This window comes from Pseudomonas sp. HMWF021, assembly GCF_003061005.1.
Taxonomy (GTDB): domain Bacteria; phylum Pseudomonadota; class Gammaproteobacteria; order Pseudomonadales; family Pseudomonadaceae; genus Aquipseudomonas.
The window spans coordinates 80,770-98,104 of sequence record NZ_QAIK01000136.1 but is presented as its reverse complement, the minus strand read 5'-3'; the positions used below and the strand labels follow the sequence as shown (position 1 = coordinate 98,104).

General features: G+C 61.5%; 16 protein-coding genes. 10 read left to right on the top strand and 6 right to left on the bottom strand.

The genetic code is table 11. From position 1 onward, the window contains the following. The first annotated feature begins 407 nt into the window (after positions 1-407). Entirely contained in the window at positions 408-770 is a 363-nt protein-coding gene (locus DBR18_RS18870; protein ID WP_108591440.1) for a DUF6124 family protein, read from the top strand. 169 nt (positions 771-939) lie between these two features. Here DBR18_RS18870 and DBR18_RS18865 read toward each other — a convergent pair whose 3' ends face one another. Then, positions 940-1,659, bottom strand: coding sequence for an SIMPL domain-containing protein (locus DBR18_RS18865; protein WP_108591439.1), 720 nt, complete (start codon positions 1,657-1,659; stop codon positions 940-942). A 458-nt stretch (positions 1,660-2,117) separates the two neighbouring features. Between DBR18_RS18865 and DBR18_RS18860 the strand changes: the two genes are divergently transcribed. The 4 genes from DBR18_RS18860 to DBR18_RS18845 all read left to right on the top strand — a co-directional run bounded on the left by DBR18_RS18860 (position 2,118) and on the right by DBR18_RS18845 (position 6,680). Further along, the gene (locus DBR18_RS18860; protein ID WP_108591438.1) at positions 2,118-3,380 is read left to right on the top strand and encodes an ATP-binding protein; all 1,263 of its coding nucleotides are present in this window, start codon (positions 2,118-2,120) and stop codon (positions 3,378-3,380) included. Then, the gene (locus DBR18_RS18855; protein WP_003221630.1) at positions 3,373-3,933 is read left to right on the top strand and encodes a response regulator transcription factor; all 561 of its coding nucleotides are present in this window, start codon (positions 3,373-3,375) and stop codon (positions 3,931-3,933) included. The genes DBR18_RS18860 and DBR18_RS18855 overlap by 8 nt, the downstream gene beginning before the upstream one ends. Before the next feature lie 96 nt (positions 3,934-4,029). After that, complete coding sequence (locus tag DBR18_RS18850) at positions 4,030-5,757, top strand: ABC transporter ATP-binding protein/permease (protein ID WP_108591437.1); 1,728 nt, start codon at positions 4,030-4,032, stop codon at positions 5,755-5,757. Between the two features lie 173 nt (positions 5,758-5,930). After that, positions 5,931-6,680: a FadR/GntR family transcriptional regulator gene (locus tag DBR18_RS18845; RefSeq protein ID WP_024164483.1), complete on the top strand. Its 750-nt coding sequence runs from the start codon at positions 5,931-5,933 to the stop codon at positions 6,678-6,680. Between the two features lie 276 nt (positions 6,681-6,956). Here DBR18_RS18845 and DBR18_RS18840 read toward each other — a convergent pair whose 3' ends face one another. Next, on the bottom strand, positions 6,957-7,145 hold the full coding sequence (locus DBR18_RS18840) for a hypothetical protein (RefSeq protein WP_108591436.1): 189 nt from the start codon (positions 7,143-7,145) through the stop codon (positions 6,957-6,959). 2 nt (positions 7,146-7,147) lie between these two features. Beyond that, the gene (locus DBR18_RS18835) at positions 7,148-8,461 is read right to left on the bottom strand and encodes a phospholipase (protein WP_108591435.1); all 1,314 of its coding nucleotides are present in this window, start codon (positions 8,459-8,461) and stop codon (positions 7,148-7,150) included. A 238-nt stretch (positions 8,462-8,699) separates the two neighbouring features. On the opposite strand from DBR18_RS18835, the gene kdgD reads away from it, so the two are divergent. From kdgD to DBR18_RS18810, 5 genes are all read left to right on the top strand, one after another. Continuing rightward, positions 8,700-9,611, top strand: a complete 912-nt coding sequence (gene kdgD, locus DBR18_RS18830) for a 5-dehydro-4-deoxyglucarate dehydratase (protein WP_108591492.1) — start codon at positions 8,700-8,702, stop codon at positions 9,609-9,611. Between the two features lie 58 nt (positions 9,612-9,669). Next, the gene (locus tag DBR18_RS18825) at positions 9,670-11,115 is read left to right on the top strand and encodes an aldehyde dehydrogenase family protein (RefSeq protein ID WP_108591434.1); all 1,446 of its coding nucleotides are present in this window, start codon (positions 9,670-9,672) and stop codon (positions 11,113-11,115) included. A 192-nt stretch (positions 11,116-11,307) separates the two neighbouring features. Beyond that, entirely contained in the window at positions 11,308-12,672 is a 1,365-nt protein-coding gene (locus tag DBR18_RS18820) for an MFS transporter (protein WP_108591433.1), read from the top strand. Positions 12,673-12,683: 11 nt separating this feature from the next. Continuing rightward, positions 12,684-14,237: a galactarate dehydratase gene (garD, locus tag DBR18_RS18815; protein WP_108591432.1), complete on the top strand. Its 1,554-nt coding sequence runs from the start codon at positions 12,684-12,686 to the stop codon at positions 14,235-14,237. A gap of 154 nt (positions 14,238-14,391) precedes the next feature. Further along, positions 14,392-15,333 carry an AEC family transporter gene (locus tag DBR18_RS18810; RefSeq protein WP_108591431.1) on the top strand — a complete coding sequence of 314 codons (942 nt, stop codon included), beginning with the start codon at positions 14,392-14,394 and terminating at the stop codon, positions 15,331-15,333. 85 nt (positions 15,334-15,418) lie between these two features. Here the strand turns inward: DBR18_RS18810 and DBR18_RS18805 are convergent, their stop codons facing one another. The 3 genes from DBR18_RS18805 to DBR18_RS18795 are packed head-to-tail and all read right to left on the bottom strand — an operon-like array spanning position 15,419 to position 17,275. Then, entirely contained in the window at positions 15,419-15,796 is a 378-nt protein-coding gene (locus DBR18_RS18805; RefSeq protein WP_108591430.1) for a carboxymuconolactone decarboxylase family protein, read from the bottom strand. After that, the gene (locus DBR18_RS18800) at positions 15,793-16,854 is read right to left on the bottom strand and encodes a calcium/sodium antiporter (RefSeq protein WP_108591429.1); all 1,062 of its coding nucleotides are present in this window, start codon (positions 16,852-16,854) and stop codon (positions 15,793-15,795) included. Before DBR18_RS18800 ends, DBR18_RS18805 begins: the two co-directional genes overlap by 4 nt. A 46-nt stretch (positions 16,855-16,900) precedes the next feature. Beyond that, positions 16,901-17,275, bottom strand: coding sequence for a septal ring lytic transglycosylase RlpA family protein (locus DBR18_RS18795; RefSeq protein ID WP_108591428.1), 375 nt, complete (start codon positions 17,273-17,275; stop codon positions 16,901-16,903). Between the last annotated feature and the right edge of the window lie 60 nt (positions 17,276-17,335).

The window sequence follows — 17,335 nt, the reverse complement described above, 5'->3', positions numbered from 1 at the left end:
TTTGATCCTGCTTTTGCATTGTGAAAGCGAACGTCAAAAGATCGCAGCCTTCGGCAGCTCCTACAGTGAGCGTAGTTGTGTTTAGAGCTGTGTAAAAAAACGGGAACCTTCCCACAAGGTTTTCAGGTTGTCCGTCGGACGCTCGCTCTCTAGGCTTTGGGTGTCGCTGAAGGTTCAGCGATCGGGTGTGAGAACCCTGAAAAAATTAGTGATTCAGTTCATCAGTCCGCATAATTGCCGGCGGCTTGTTCGTTGCTGGCAAATACTTCACGGCGGCTGTGTGCGGGCAGACTTCGGTCTGGCCGGTTTCCTATTTTTCCGGTTTCTCACCCCGCACATAGCTGCCACCCACTTCGCCGCGTGAGAAACGGCAAGGGATGGCACCCATTTGCAAAATAGGGTTTTCCATGACTAAGCCAGTTCCAGATCCTCCCATTGATCAAACATCTCCACTCGAAGCCGCCGTCCTCGCCGACGACCTCGCCAAAAACCGCGAAGCCATCAAACGCGCACTGGATTTCTACCTCAGCCCCGACCCCGCCAAACCCCGGCAACCCAGCACGATGTTCCTGATTCAGCCGAACATCGACACCGAAAGCCTGCTGGCGCACGCCTGTGAATCACTGGCCTCGGCCAACACGCTGACGGGTAACTTCGCCGATCAGCTCGGCCGGCCCGAGCGTCATACGGCGCTGGCGATTCAGCAGATCATCATGCTCGCTGAGCTGGCGGTGAACCGGGCGCTGGATCGGGTTGATCCACAAACCTGAGACCGCGTCATCGTTCTTCGCGAGCAAGCCCGCTCCCACAGTTTGGAATGCATTCCCTTGTGGGAGCGGGCTTGCCCGCGAAGGCGGCAGATCAAACAACACAAAATCCAGGCAAAAAAAACCGGCGATCATTCACTGATCGCCGGCTTCTCATTCAGCCCGCATCAAATCACTGCATCAACACTTCAATCGAGCCATCGGCGGTCAGGCTGACCTGACTGGTGCCGGCTTCGACTTCCGGCGTGACCGGTGCCGAATCCGCCATGCCGGCGGCTTTCATCATCATCGGGGCGCGCATGTACGGTTGTGGGTAGCCGTTGCTGTTGAGATTCAGATTGACGATTTTGTAGCCCTTGCCGCCCAGTGCATCGGTGGCCAGTTGCGCGCGGGCCTTGAAGGCGCTGACGGCTTCCTTGAGCAGTTTGTCTTCGCTGGCCTTGCGGGTCGGCTCGGCGATGGCGAAGTCCATACCGCCCATTTTCAGGTCGGTCAGCAGTTCGCCGGTGAGTTTGGACAGGGCGGCGAAGTCGGCGCTTTCCAGGCGCAGTTCGGCGCGTTCACGCCAGCCGGTGATCTTCTGGCCTTTGGTGTCGTAGATCGGGTAGCTGTTGCGGCTGCCCTGGCGCAGGGTGATGTCCTTGACTTGCTTGGCCTGGGCCAGTGCTTTGTTCATGGTGGTGCTGACGTCGGCGGCGAGTTTGGCCGGGTCGGTGTTTTGCGCTTCGGTGTAGAGCGTCACGATCATCAGGTCGCGGGCCACTTCCTGGCTGACTTCGGCGCGCAGGGAAATCTGGTTGTAGTGCAGCTCATCGGCGGCCAGCGCCGGTAGGCTGGCGACACTGCCGACGGTCAGGGCGAGAAGGGCGGCGCTGCGGCGAAAGGTGTGCATGAAGGCTCCTTGAATAATGCGCAGGTGTTGGTTCGTCCCTGCGTGAAACCATCAGACTCTAGCTTCTGCGATCCGGTTCGCCCAGTTACAACTTCTATACAGATGCAGCGGGCCGCTGCGCAGCCATTCGCCAACAGGCTGGCTTCCACAGGGGAATGCATTTGTGAGCAGAGGTAGTCTGTAGTGAGGGGATTTATCCCCGATGGGTGGCGAAGCCGCCCCAACCCGGCAATCCGGATTGCCCAGTCATACCGCGCCAGTGGATTTTACGACTGCTGCGCAGCCGATCGGGGATGAATCCCCTCACCACAGGTGATCGCCTCAAACCTCTGAATTGCCTGCGAAGTAGCTGAATTTTCCGGCAACGCCATGTGGTCGTTTGCCGCACTTTCGCCTCTCAAGGCTGCGGCTTGGTTATACTCCGTGCGATCCGCCTGGAGCGCTCATCAGGAGAGCTCATGCTCGCCCCCGTACAACTGACTTCCGCCACTCGCCAGAACCTCTGGCGGCTGACTTTCATCCGCACCCTGGTGCTCGCCGCGCAGGCCGGTTCCGTCGGTCTGGCCTACTGGCTGCAACTGCTGCCGTTGCCGTGGGTGCAACTGGCGATGACCCTTGGCTGCTCGATTCTGCTGTGTGTGTTCACCGCCGTGCGGCTGCGCACCTCGTGGCCGGTGACCGAACTCGAATATGCGCTGCAGCTGGCCTGTGATCTGGTGATCCACAGCGCGCTGCTGTATTTCTCCGGCGGTTCGACCAACCCCTTCGTTTCCTATTATCTGGTGCCGCTGACCATTGCGGCGGTGACGCTGCCGTGGCGCTATTCGGTGATTCTGTCCGGTATCGCGCTGGCGCTGTACACCGTGATGCTCACACGTTTCTATCCGCTGGAAACCCTGCCGGTGGCCCGCGAAAACCTGCAGATCTACGGCATGTGGCTGAGCTTTGCGCTGGCCGCTGCGGTCATCACGTTCTTCGCTGCACGCATGGCTGAAGAGCTGCGTCGACAGGAAGAGTTGCGCGCGATTCGCCGCGAAGAAGGCCTGCGCGATCAGCAATTGCTCGCCGTCGCCACCCAGGCAGCCGGCGCCGCGCATGAACTCGGCACACCGCTGGCGACCATGAGCGTATTGCTGAAGGAGATGCAGCAGGATCACCCCGACCCGCTGCTGCAGGACGACCTCAAGGTGCTGCAGGATCAGGTCAAACTCTGCAAGGAAACCTTGCAGCAACTGGTGCGCGCCGCCGAAGCCAACCGGCGTCTGGCGGTAGAAATGCAGGACGTGACTCAGTGGCTGGATGAGGCGCTGAACCGCTGGCACCTGATGCGCCCCGAGGCCAGTTACCGCTTCCATCGTCTCGGCCAGGGCACAGTCCCGCGCATGGCGCCGCCGCCGGATCTGACCCAGGCGCTGCTCAATCTGTTGAACAATGCCGCCGACGCCTGCCCGGAGAATCTCCAGGTGACACTGGACTGGGATGCGGACACCGTGACCATCAGCATTCGTGACCACGGCGCCGGTGTGCCGCTGGCCATCGCCGAGCAGATCGGCAAACCGTTTTTTACCACCAAGGGCAAAGGTTTCGGCCTGGGCCTGTTTTTGAGCAAGGCCAGCGTGACACGCGCCGGCGGCTCAGTGAAACTCTATAGTCATGAGGAAGGCGGCACGCTCACCGAGCTGCGCCTGCCCCACGGCGCCCGAGGAGACCAACATGAGTGACGAAATCCAAGTCGAAGGCGAAGAACTGCCGCATTTGCTGCTGGTCGACGACGACGCGACCTTCACCCGAGTGATGGCCCGTGCCATGGCCCGCCGTGGCTTTCGCGTCAGCACCGCAGGTTCTGCCGAAGAAGGCCTGACCATCGCCCAGGCCGACCTGCCGGACTACGCCGCGCTGGACCTGAAAATGGACGGCGACTCCGGCCTGGTGCTGCTGCCCAAGCTGCTGGAGCTGGACCCGGAAATGCGCGTGGTGATCCTCACCGGTTATTCGAGCATTGCCACCGCGGTCGAAGCGATCAAGCGCGGTGCCTGCAACTACCTGTGCAAACCGGCCGACGCCGACGACGTGCTGGCCGCGCTGCTCTCCGAGCACGCCGACCTCGACAGTCTGGTGCCGGAAAATCCGATGTCGGTCGACCGCCTGCAATGGGAGCACATCCAGCGTGTGCTGACCGAGCACGAAGGCAACATTTCCGCCACTGCCCGCGCCCTGGGCATGCACCGCCGCACCCTGCAGCGCAAACTGCAGAAGCGCCCGGTTCGTCGCTGAACCTGCGCTGAACGGCCATCGCCAGCTCTCGCGATAACGCGCACCGATCAACTATGATCGGTGCGTGTCTGTTCTTTTCTTTATCGAGCCTTTTCCATGAATCAGAACGCTGAATATTCCGCGGTCAACGATGCTGTGCGCGGGCAGTTTTTTCGCAAAGTGTGGGCGATGACCACGCCTTACTGGCGCAGCGAAGAGAAGGGCAAGGCCTGGACATTGCTGATCGCCGTGATCGCGCTGTCGCTGTTCAGCGTGGCGATCTCGGTGTGGATCAACAGTTGGTACAAGGATTTCTACAACGCCCTGCAGAAAAAGGATGAAGCCGCGTTCTGGCAACTGATCCTGTATTTCTGCGGCATCGCCACGGTGGCGATCCTCGGTGCGGTGTATCGCCTGTACCTGACGCAGATGCTCACCATCCGCTGGCGGGCGTGGCTCACCGAGAACCACTTCAAGCGCTGGCTCGGCCACAAGAACTACTATCAGCTGGAGCAGGGCGGTTATACCGATAACCCCGATCAGCGGATTTCCGAAGACCTCAACACCTTCACCGCCAACACCCTGAGCCTCGGGCTGGGGCTGATTCGCACGGTGGTCAGCCTGGTGTCGTTCTCGGTCATTCTGTGGGGCGTGTCCGGCAGCATCGAAGTGTTCGGCATCGAGATTCCCGGCTACATGTTCTGGTGTGCGCTGCTGTACGCGGCAGTCGGCAGCTGGCTGACGCACCTGATCGGTAAACGCCTGATCGGCCTGAACAACCAGCAACAACGTTTCGAAGCCGACCTGCGTTTCTCCATGGTCCGCGTGCGTGAGAACGCCGAAAGCATTGCCTTGTACAACGGCGAGCCGAATGAAAATCGCCGCTTGAGCAGCCGCTTCAATCTGGTCTGGCACAACTTCTGGGACATCATGCGCGTGTCCAAGCGCCTGACGTTCTTCACGTCCGGCTACGGCCAGATCGCGATCATTTTCCCGTTCATCGTCGCCGCGCCGCGTTATCTCTCGGGCAAGATCGAGCTGGGCGAGCTGATGCAGATCAACTCGGCATTCGGCAACGTGCAGGAAAACTTCAGCTGGTTCATCAGCGCGTATTCGGACCTCGCCGCCTGGCGCGCCACCTGTGATCGTCTGTTGAGTTTCCGTCAGGCCATGACCGACAACGAACAGCGCACCCCGGCCATCGATGTGCAGAATCAGGGCAGCGAACTCAAAGTGCACAACCTCGGCCTGGATCTGGCCGATGGTCGCCACCTGCTGACCAATGCCGACATGACCGTTGAACCGGGCGACCGGGTGATGCTCAGCGGTCGCTCCGGCAGCGGCAAGTCCACACTGCTGCGGGCGATGGGGCATTTGTGGCCAGCGGGGCACGGCAACATCCGCTTGCCGGCGGCGCGTTATCTGTTCCTGCCGCAGAAGCCGTATCTGCCGATTGGCACCCTGCGCGAGGCCTTGAGTTATCCACAACCGGGCGACACCTACGCGCCTGAGCGTTACGCGCAGGTGCTGGAAATCTGCCGTCTGCCGCATCTGGTTGCACGGCTCGATGAAGCCAATCACTGGCAGCGCATGCTCTCGCCGGGTGAGCAGCAACGCCTGGCCTTCGCCCGTGCGATGCTTTACGCGCCTCAATGGCTGTACATGGACGAAGCGACCTCGGCGATGGATGAAGAGGATGAGGCGACGCTGTATCAGGCGCTGATCGATCAGTTGCCGGGGCTGAGTATCGTCAGCGTCGGCCACCGCAGCAGCCTCAAACGCTTCCATCCACGGCATGTGCGGATCGACAGCGGGCATCTGGTGGAGCAGGCCGTGACCGCCTGACCCACACAAACCCTGTAGGAGCTGCCGCAGGCTGCGATCTTTTGATCTTCAAAAACAACATCAAAAGATCGCAGCCTGCGGCAGCTCCTACAGGGGAGTTTGTGACGAGTGATCGTACAACCCGCCTGCGCTATGATGCGAACCAAGCCGAATTTCGAGACCAGACGTAGACCATGGAAAACCCGATCGACACCCCGCGCCTCCCGCGCAAGCGCCGCAGCCTGGCTCAGGAGCTGGTGACGGTGCTGACCGAGCAGATCCGTGACGGTCTGCTCAAGCGTGGCGACAAGTTGCCCACCGAGTCGGCGATCATGCAGGAGCACGGCGTCAGTCGCACCGTGGTGCGCGAGGCGATTTCCCGGTTGCAGGCCGCTGGCCAGGTGGAAACCCGTCACGGCATCGGCACGTTTGTGCTGGATACGCCGAGCCCCAGTGGCTTTCGCATCGACCCGGCGACGGTGGTCACCCTGCGTGACGTACTGGCGATTCTGGAGTTGCGCATCAGCCTGGAAGTGGAGTCCGCCGGCCTTGCCGCGCAACGCCGCAGCCCCGAACAACTGGCGACCATGCGCGCCGCCCTCGATGCGCTGAACGACAGCGTGGCCCACGCCAGCGATGCGGTGGCCTCGGACTTCGCCTTCCACCTGGAAATCGCCCTGTCCACCGGCAACCGCTACTTCACCGACATCATGACCCACCTGGGCACCAGCATCATTCCGCGCACGCGGCTGAATTCGGCGCGGCTGGCCCACGATGATCAGCAGCACTACATGAACCGCCTGAGCCGTGAGCACGAGGAAATCTACGAGGCGATCGCCCGCCAGGATTCCGATGCGGCGCGGGCGGCAATGCGCCTGCATTTGACCAACAGCCGCGAGCGGTTGCGTCAGGCGCATGAAGAGGCGCAGGCGCAGCGCGGGTAGGTCTGGCAGTCTGTTCGCGCCTGACACACCGCCATCGCTGGCAAGCCAGCTCCCACCGGTTCATGTGCTGAAGCGGATTTCGTGTACGACATCAGTCACTGTGGGAGCTGGCAAGCCAGCTCCCACAGGTTCATGTGCTGAAGCGGATTTCGTGTACGGCATCAGTCACTGTGGGAGCTGGCAAGCCAGCTCCCACCGGTTCATGTGTTGAAGCGGATTTCGTGTACGACATCAGTCACTGTGGGAGCTGGCTTGCCAGCGATGAGGCCGGTGAATTCAGCGCGGCAATATCGAGCGATCCACCCTCACCGCCAGTTGCGCTTTCCCCGGTTTGGCAACAAACGCCACTTCGCCTGATTGATCCACAACCCCCCGCGCAATCGGCTTGCCATCCGCCAGCAACTCCAGCGGCGCACCTTGCAGCGACTGCCCCGACGCCAATTCCAGTTTCACTTTGATCGTCATGCTCATTCTCCTTGATTGACGTTGCCCGTCGGGTGGTAGTCCTTGAGCAGCAGGTAGGTGCTCCAGCCCCACCAGTCATCGATGGTGGCGGTGTCGTTGAGGTTGTTCACATCTTTGCGTCGCAGCACCTTGCCGCCCTCGACGCGGAACAGCGGCGAGAAATTGCCGGAAAGATTCAGCACTGCCGTCAGGTCGGGCAGCCGTTGCAGGGCAGCGAAGGCCGACGGGGCGGGCACGTCGCCGCTGAGGTAAGCGGCAAAGATTTCGTCCGCCGAGGCCTGCACCGCCAGATTGATCTGGGCGCGGTTGTCCGCGTCGCTGGCGTCGAAGTAGCGCTTGTCGCCGTAGGCGCGCCATTGATCGCCGTGGGCGTTGCGCACCTTGAGGCCGAATTTGCTGTCCTCGTCGTGCATGAAGCGGGTCACCAGCGAGCCGAGATCGCTCGGCGTCACCACCGCCGCCATTTCCTTGCGCGGCACCCGCAGGTGGCCGGCAGAGAACAGGTCGGTGAGGAAGTGGTCGGCAAATGCGTTCATCGCGTAGGCCCGTTCCAGTTGCTGCTCATCGTGATGGGTGCGAGCAGCGACGGCGGTTTGCAGGGCGGCGGTGTGGCCGGCGATGTAGGCCAGTCTGGCCCACTCGCCGAAGTGATCGGCGTTGTTCGCCGCCAGTTTCAGGTAACGCCCGAGGGGAAACAGCGCGGAGACAAAACTGCCGCCGCCGGTTGCCTTGTTCCACTCTTCAGACAACGTATCTCCTAACGCATCGTAGGCTTCATGAGGTTGTTTGCCGTCCTTGATCGCCTGTTTAACCGCGTCGACCTCTTTTTGCATGATCGCAAGAATCTGCGTCGCTTCGGCGCGGGAGGCCGGGAGCACGGCGAGGGAGTCGAATGCGGCGCTGAAGCGGTTCAGACGATCGGCAGGCGTGGCGCCTTCGTTGATCGGCCGATCGACAACGCCGTAAAAATCCCCGGCCAGCGCCACGACCTGGCCGTAGGTCAGGGCGAGGCCGTTAGGCAAGTGCAAGGGCACGTTTTGCGCGCGAATCGGCTCGGCATTTTCCGCCAGGCGCAGCAGGGTGTTATCGCCGATGGCCGTGTGTTCAGCGCCTTCGAAGCGCAGTGGCGGGCGAATTTTCAAGGCCTTTGCGGGGGCGGTGGTGAGCGTTTCGACTTCGCCGTGAGTGTCGGCGATGTGCAGCAGCAGATGCGGAATGTCAGCGTTGAAGGGGATGCCATTTACAGTGAAAAGATCATCGAACCGGGCGATGACCGGTTTGGGGCGTTCCTGTGATTTTGCATGCAGTCCGGACATTTCTTTCTCCCTGATATGTCGTCGGTGGATTTATTTTTGGCTGTATGGATATACAGTTAAATCGAGCCTAGACCAGATATTTCCTACGTCAAGAAACAATCCTGTCCGACAAAACGCTCCGGGCGACGATGAAATGCAGTTGACGGTTGTCTTTTAAGTTGTACGATGACTTACAACTTCAGCGCTGGCTGAACCATAAAACTCACAAGAAACGTTGTTACCCAGGGTGTTCGAAAAAATGAATCCACAAGAACTGAAGTCCATCCTCTCCGCCGGTCTGCTGTCGTTCCCGGTGACCGATTTCAACGCCCAGGGCGACTTCCATCGCGCCGGCTACATCAAGCGTCTGGAATGGCTGGCCCCGTACGGCGCGTCGGCACTGTTCGCAGCCGGCGGCACCGGCGAATTCTTCTCCCTGGCAGCCAGCGAATACTCGGAAATCATCAAGACGGCGGTCGATACCTGCGCCAGCAGCGTGCCGATTCTGGCCGGTGTCGGCGGTTCGACCCGTCAGGCCATCGAATACGCACAGGAAGCCGAGCGTCTGGGCGCCAAAGGCCTGTTGCTGCTGCCGCACTACCTGACCGAAGCGAGCCAGGACGGCGTTGCCGCCCACGTTGAAGCGGTGTGCAAATCGGTGAACATCGGCGTGGTGGTCTACAACCGCAACGTCTGCCGCCTGAACGCGGCGCTGCTGGAACGTCTGGCCGAGCGCTGCCCGAACCTGATCGGTTACAAGGATGGCCTGGGCGATATCGAGCTGATGGTGTCGATCCGTCGCCGCCTCGGCGATCGTTTCAGCTACCTCGGCGGCCTGCCGACTGCCGAAGTCTACGCCGCTGCCTACAAGGCCCTCGGCGTGCCGGTTTACTCCTCGGCGGTGTTCAACTTCATCCCGAAAACCGCGATGGACTTCTACCACGCGATTGCCCGTGACGATCACGCCACCGTCGCCAAGATCATCGACGACTTCTTCCTGCCGTACCTCGACATCCGCAACCGCAAGGCCGGTTACGCCGTGAGCATCGTCAAGGCCGGGGCCAGGATTGCCGGCTATGACGCAGGCCCGGTGCGCGCACCGCTGACCGACCTGACCGGCGAAGAATTCGAAATGCTCGCCGCGCTGATCGACAAGCAAGGCGCGCAATAACACCGACCCACAAGGCCGCTGAGCAATCAGCGGCTTTTGCGTAGAGAGGAGAATTTCTGTGGCTGATTCCAAGCGTTACGACAATTACATCAACGGTGAATGGGTTGCCGGTGCCGACTACTCGGCGAACATCAACCCGTCCGAGTTGAGCGACACCATCGGCGATTACGCCAAGGCTGACCTGACTCAGGTGCACGCCGCCATCGATGCGGCCCGCGCCGCATTCCCGGCCTGGTCGGTGTCGGGCATTCAGGCCCGTCACGATGCGCTGGATAAAGTCGGCACGGAAATCCTCGCCCGTCGCGAAGAACTCGGCACCCTGCTGGCCCGGGAAGAGGGCAAGACCCTGCCCGAAGCCGTTGGCGAAGTGACCCGCGCCGGCAACATCTTCAAGTTCTTCGCCGGTGAATGCCTGCGTCTGTCCGGCGACTACGTGCCGTCGGTGCGCCCGGGCGTCAACGTCGAAGTCACCCGCGAAGCCCTCGGCGTGGTCGGCCTGATCACCCCGTGGAACTTCCCGATTGCGATTCCGGCCTGGAAGATCGCTCCGGCGCTGGCCTACGGCAACTGCGTGGTGCTCAAACCTGCCGATCTGGTGCCGGGCTGTGCCTGGGCGCTGGCGGAAATCATTTCCCGCGCAGGCTTCCCGGCCGGCGTGTTCAACCTGGTGATGGGCAGCGGTCGGGTGGTTGGCGAAGCGCTGGTCAACAGCCCGAAAGTCGATGGCATCAGCTTCACCGGTTCGGTTGGCGTGGGTCGGCAGATCGCGGTCAGCTGCGTGTCGCGCCAGGCCAAGGTGCAGCTGGAAATGGGCGGCAAGAACCCGCAGATCATTCTCGACGACGCCGACCTCAAGCAAGCGGTCGAGCTGTCGGTGCAGAGCGCGTTCTACTCCACCGGCCAGCGTTGCACGGCGTCGAGTCGCCTGATCGTCACTGCCGGGATTCACGACCAGTTCGTCGAGGCCATGGCCGAGCGCATGAAGTCGATCAAGGTCGGCCACGCGCTGAAATCCGGTATCGATATCGGCCCGGTGGTTTCCCAGACACAGCTGGAACAGGACCTGAAATACATCGACATCGGTCAGAGCGAAGGTGCACGTGTGGTCAGCGGCGGTGGTCTGGTGACCTGCGACACCGAAGGCTACTTCCTCGCGCCAACGCTGTTTGCCGACAGCGAAGCGTCGATGCGCATCAGCCGTGAAGAGATCTTCGGCCCGGTGGCGAACATCGTTCGCGTGGCCGATTACGAGGCGGCGCTGGCGATGGCCAACGACACCGAGTTCGGCTTGTCCGCCGGTATCGCCACCACGTCGCTGAAGTACGCCAATCACTTCAAGCGCCATTCGCAGGCCGGGATGGTGATGGTCAACCTGCCGACGGCCGGTGTCGATTATCACGTTCCGTTCGGTGGCCGTAAGGGTTCATCCTATGGCTCACGTGAGCAAGGCCGCTATGCACAAGAGTTCTACACGGTCGTGAAGACCAGCTACATCGGTTCCTGAAGGAGCACGCGGTGTCGACCCCTGACACCGCACCCCCTGTAGGGGCTGCCGCAGGCTGCGATCTTTTGATTTTGTTTTGAAGATCAAGATCAAAAGATCGCAGCCTTCGGCAGCTCCTACAGGGAACCCGGAACACCGGGAAACACAACAGATTCACCCGCGCATAAAAATAATCAGTGGGAGTACATCTACATGCAATCGTCCAAGCCGACTCACGTCCGCTATTTGATTCTGCTCATGCTGTTCCTGGTGACCACGATCAACTACGCCGACCGCGCGACCATCGCCATCGCCGGTTCCAGCCTGCAAAAAGACCTCGGCATCGACGCGGTCACCCTCGGTTATATCTTCTCCGCTTTCGGTTGGGCCTACGTCGCCGGGCAGATTCCTGGTGGCTGGCTGCTCGATCGTTTCGGCTCGAAAAAAGTCTACGCCCTGAGCATTTTCTGCTGGTCGCTGTTCACCGTGCTGCAAGGCTTTGTCGGTGAGTTCGGCATGTCCACGGCGATTGTCGCGCTGTTCATGCTGCGCTTTCTGGTGGGCCTGGCCGAAGCGCCGTCGTTCCCCGGTAACGCGCGCATCGTTGCTGCGTGGTTCCCGACTGCAGAACGCGGCACCGCTTCGGCGATCTTCAACTCGGCGCAATACTTCGCCACCGTGCTGTTCGCACCGCTGATGGGCTGGATCGTCTACACCTTCGGCTGGGAACACGTGTTCATCGTCATGGGCGTGTTCGGCATCGTCTTCTCGGGGATCTGGCTCAAGGTTATCCACAGCCCGCGCCAGCACCCGATGGCCAACGAAGCGGAAGTGCAGTTCATTGCCGACAACGGCGGCATGGTCGACATGGACGTCAAGCAAGGCAAAAAAGCGGACGGCCCGAAATGGGATTACATCCGCCAGTTGCTGACCAACCGCATGATGCTCGGCGTGTATCTGGGCCAGTACTGCATCAACGGCATCACCTATTTCTTCCTGACCTGGTTCCCGGTGTACCTGGTGCAGGAGCGCGGCATGACCATTCTCAAGGCCGGTTTCATCGCCTCGTTGCCGGCGATCTGCGGCTTCATCGGTGGCGTGCTGGGCGGGGTGATTTCCGATTACCTGCTGCGCAAAGGGCATTCGCTGACCTTTGCCCGCAAGGCGCCGATCATCGCCGGTCTGCTGGTGTCCAGCAGCATCGTGGCCTGCAACTATGTTGACGTGGAATGGATGGTGGTCGGCTTCATGGCCCTGGCATTCTTCGGCAAGGGCGTTGGCGCACTCGGTTGGGCGGTGGTGTCCGACACCTCGCCGAAACAGATCGCCGGTCTGAGCGGTGGCCTGTTCAACACCTTCGGCAACATCGCTTCGATCACCACGCCGATCGTGATCGGCTACATCATCAGTTCCACCGGTTCGTTCAAATGGGCACTGGTGTTCGTCGGTGCCAACGCACTGGTGGCGGTGTTTAGTTATCTGGTGATCGTCGGCCCGATCAAACGGGTGGTGCTCAAAGAGCCGCCAACCAACGGTGGTTCCGAAATCACCGGCAAATTGTCTCAAGCGCATTCCTGAGGAGCGGCGTCATGCAGTTGATTGAACATTCCGACTCGCCGCGCTACATCCGCCTGCACGAGCGGGACAACGTAGTGATTGTGGTCAACGACCAGGGCGTGCCGGCCGGCACCGAGTTCCCGGACGGTCTGGTGACTGTGGATTTTGTGCCGCAAAGCCACAAGGTCACCCTCGAAGACATTTCCGAGGGTGGTCAGGTGATTCGCTACGGCCAGACCATCGGCTACGCGTTGCAGCCGATTCCGCGCGGCAGCTGGGTCAAGGAAGATCAACTGCGCATGCCCACCGCGCCGCCGCTGGACAGCCTGCCGCTGTCCACCGAAGTGCCGGCCGCGCAGGCCCCGCTGGAAGGCTTCACCTTCGAGGGTTATCGCAACGCCGACGGCACCGTCGGCACGCGCAATATTCTCGGGATCACCACCACCGTGCAGTGCGTCACCGGCGTGCTCGATCACGCGGTGAAACGCATCAAGGACGAACTGCTGCCGAAGTATCCGCACGTCGATGACGTGGTGGCGCTGACCCACAGTTACGGCTGCGGTGTGGCGATCACCGCCACCGACGCTTACATCCCGATTCGTACCGTGCGCAATCTGGCGCGCAACCCGAACCTGGGTGGCGAAGCGCTGGTGATCAGTCTGGGATGCGAGAAATTGCAGGCCGGGCAGGTGATGCACGAGGACGACGCGTCGGTCGACTTGAGTGAGCCGTGGCTGTATCGCCTGCAGGATTCAAGTCACGGCTTCACCGAGATGATCGAGCAGATCATGGCGCTGGCCGAGACCCGTTTGAAAAAGCTCGACCAGCGCCGCCGCGAAACCGTGCCGGCGTCCGAGCTGATCCTCGGCATGCAGTGTGGCGGCAGCGATGCGTTCTCCGGAATCACCGCCAACCCGGCGCTGGGTTATGCCTCGGACTTGCTGCTGCGCGCCGGAGCGACGGTGATGTTTTCCGAAGTCACCGAAGTGCGCGATGCAATCTACCTGCTGACCTCCCGCGCCGAGACCAAGACCGTGGCGCAGGAACTGGTGCGCGAGATGGACTGGTACGACCGTTATCTGGCCAAGGGTGAGGCGGATCGCAGTGCCAACACCACGCCGGGCAACAAGAAGGGCGGATTGTCGAACATTGTCGAGAAGTCGCTGGGTTCGATCGTCAAATCCGGCAGCAGCGCGATCAATGGCGTGCTCGGCCCGGGCGAGCGTTTCAAGCGCAAGGGGCTGATCTTCTGCGCGACACCGGCCAGTGATTTTGTCTGTGGCACGCTGCAACTGGCGGCGGGGATGAACCTGCATGTGTTCACCACCGGGCGTGGCACACCTTATGGATTGGCGATGGCCCCGGTGGTGAAGGTCTCCACGCGTACGGAATTGGCCCAGCGCTGGCCGGACCTGATCGACATCGACGCCGGACGGATCGCCACCGGGCGCGCGACCATCGAGGAATTGGGCTGGGAGTTGTTCCACTACTACCTGGATGTGGCGAGCGGCAAACAACAGACCTGGGCGGAGAAGCACAAGCTGCATAACGACATCACCCTGTTCAATCCGGCGCCGATTACCTGAGGCCGAAAAAGATCGCAGTCTGCGGCAGCTCCTACAGGGAAACGCGAATTCCACTGTAGGAGCTGCCGCAGGCTGCGATCTTTTGATCTTCAACAGCAACTCAGTGGCTTATCATTAGCCCCCTGACGACGCTCACCCAAAGGCTCCCCCCGGCATGCTGGCAATCTTCCTCGAAACCCTGAACATCACCGCGCCGGTGTTCGCCATGCTGTTCCTCGGGGTGTTGCTCAAGCGCATCGACTGGATCAACGACAACTTCATCCACACCGCCTCGGCGCTGGTGTTCAACGTGAGCATGCCGGCGCTGCTGTTTCTCGGGATTCTGCATGCGGATCTGCACGCCGCGCTGCAACCGGCGCTGCTGATCTATTTTGCGATCGCGACGCTGGCGAGTTTTGCTCTGGCCTGGGGCTGGGCGATCATCAAGTGCCCACGCGAAGATCGCGGCATCTACACCCAAGGCGCGTTTCGCGGCAACAACGGGGTGATCGGTCTGGCGCTGGCGGCGAGCATGTACGGCGACTACGGGATTTCCCTCGGGGCGATACTCGCGGCGCTGGTGATCCTGTTCTACAACACCCTGTCGACCATCGTGCTCGCGGTGTACAGCCCGGTGATCAAGTCCGATCCGTGGAGCATCTGCAAAAGCGTGTTCAGCAACCCGCTGATCATCAGCGTGATTGCCGCCGCGCCGTTCGCGTATTTCCAGATCAACCTGCCCGGCTGGCTGGAAACCTCCGGCCAGTATCTGGCGCAAACCACCTTGCCGCTGGCGCTGATCTGCATTGGTGGCACGCTGTCACTGGCCGCGCTGCGCAAGAGCGGCAGCATGGCGCTGAGTTCGAGTCTGGTGAAGATGATCGGCCTGCCGGTGCTGGCGACGCTGGGGGCGTGGCTGTGGGGATTTCGTGGCGCGGAACTGGGGATTCTGTTCCTGTACTTCGGCAGCCCGACGGCGGCGGCCAGTTTCGTCATGGCCCGGGCGGCGCAGGGCAATCATGAGCTGGCAGCGGCGATCATTGTGCTGACCACGCTGATGGCGGCGGTGACCACCAATATCGGGATCTTTCTGTTGCAGTGGGGTGGGTGGATCTGAAGAGCAAGATCAAAAGATCGCAGCCTGCGGCAGCTCCTACAGGAGAACGCATTCCAATGTAGGAGCTGCCGCAGGCTGCGATCTTTCAGGGTTTCTGGTAACTGTCGATCACTTCCTGCGCCGCGCGAAACGCATCAATCGCCGCCGGCACCCCGGCATACACCGCGCAATGCAGCAGCGCCTCGCGGATTTCTTCTACGGTGCAGCCATTGTTCAGCGCACCACGCACGTGGCCTTTCAATTCCTGCGGGCACTTCAACGCGGTCAGCGCAGCAAGAGTGATCAGGCTGCGAGTTTTCAGCGGCAGACCTTCGCGATTCCACACCCCGCCCCAGGCGTGTTCATTGACGAAATCCTGCAACGGCTGAGTGAATTCGGTGGCGTTGCCCAGCGCGCGATCAACGAACGCATCGCCCATTACCTGACGGCGGATTTCAACCCCGGTTTTCTTCGAATCGGTCATGGCACATCCCTCTTGTGGTGTTGGCGGCGCCAGGCGCGTACGGACGTGAACAACAGAAACGCCAGCAGCGTCGGCAGCACGTAGAACAGCATCAGTTTTTCCAGTTTGCCGGCCAGCGGCATGCCGGTGGTGAAGGACACCACGTGCAGCCCGTAAGCCGCGTACAAACCAAGCAGCAGCAAACCTTCGGCGCGGGTCACGCGGTAGCCCGAATAGAACACCGGCAGGCACAGCGCGGCGACGCCGAGCATCACCGGCAAGTCGAAATCCAGCGCATTGGGCGAGACCGACAACGGTGTCGGCGCGATCAGTGCAGTGATGCCGAGCACCCCCAGCAGGTTGAACAGGTTGGCGCCGATCACGTTGCCCACGGCAATGTCGCGCTGGCCGCGCAATGCGGCGATCAACGAGGTGGCGAGTTCCGGCAGCGAGGTGCCGACCGCGACTACGGTCAGGCCGATCACCCGCTCGGAGAAGCCCAGATCCGTCGCCACCGCCACAGCTGCGCCGAGCAACAAATGCCCGGCGAACACCAACAGCGCGAGGCCGACAACGATCATCAGCAGACTGCTGAACCACGGCACCTGCGGGGTGTGCGGCAATTCCGAATGCGGGCGCGCCGAGTGCCGCGACTGACGCAGCAGCAGGCCTAGATACAGCGCCAGTGCCGCGAGCAGCAACACGCCGTCGAAGCGGCCGATCTGTTCATTCCAGGCGAGGACGAACACCAGCAGGCTGGCGCCGATCATCAGCGGAATGTCCAGGCGCACCAGTTGCCGCGACACCCGCAGCGGAATGATCAGCGCCGACAGGCCAAGGGTCACGAGAATGTTGAAGATGCTGCTGCCGATCACACTGCCGACGGCAATGTCGGGGTTGTGCGTCAGGGTCGCCTGCAAGCTGACCGCCATTTGCGGGGCACTGCTGCCGAGGGCGACGATGGTCAGGCCGATGATCAGCGGGCGCACATGCAGGCGCGCGGCCAGACGCACAGCGGCGCGCACCATCAGTTCGGCGCCGAGGATCAGCAGGATCAGGCCACTGAGCAGTTCGATCACGTTGATCAGCGGTAAATCGGCCAGTGCAAAAATGGTCAGCGCTCCATCAGTCGTCGAGGGCCTGTATGCGCACCCGTGCGGTGCCGCTGCCGAGCATGCCGAGGCGTTCGGCGGCTTCGCGCGAGACATCGATCAAGCGGCCACGGGTGTGCGGGCCGCGATCATTGATGCGCACAACGCAGGATCTGTCGTTTTTCAGGTTGGTGACCTTCACCCGTGTGCCGAATGGCAATTGGCGGTGGGCGGCGGTCAGGGAATGCTGGTTGAACGCTTCGCCGCTGGCGGTGCGTTTACCGTGGTGCCTGGCACCGTAGTAGGAGGCGACGCCGGTCTGGTCGTAACCGTGCGGGTCGATGATGTCGTTGCTGGCGCAACCGGCGAGCAAGGAGAGCAGGGCGCAGGCGCCGAGCAGACGTTTCATTCAAAGGCTCCACAAAACAAATGTGGAAACAACCCCATGTGGAGATCAGCCTCTGTGGCG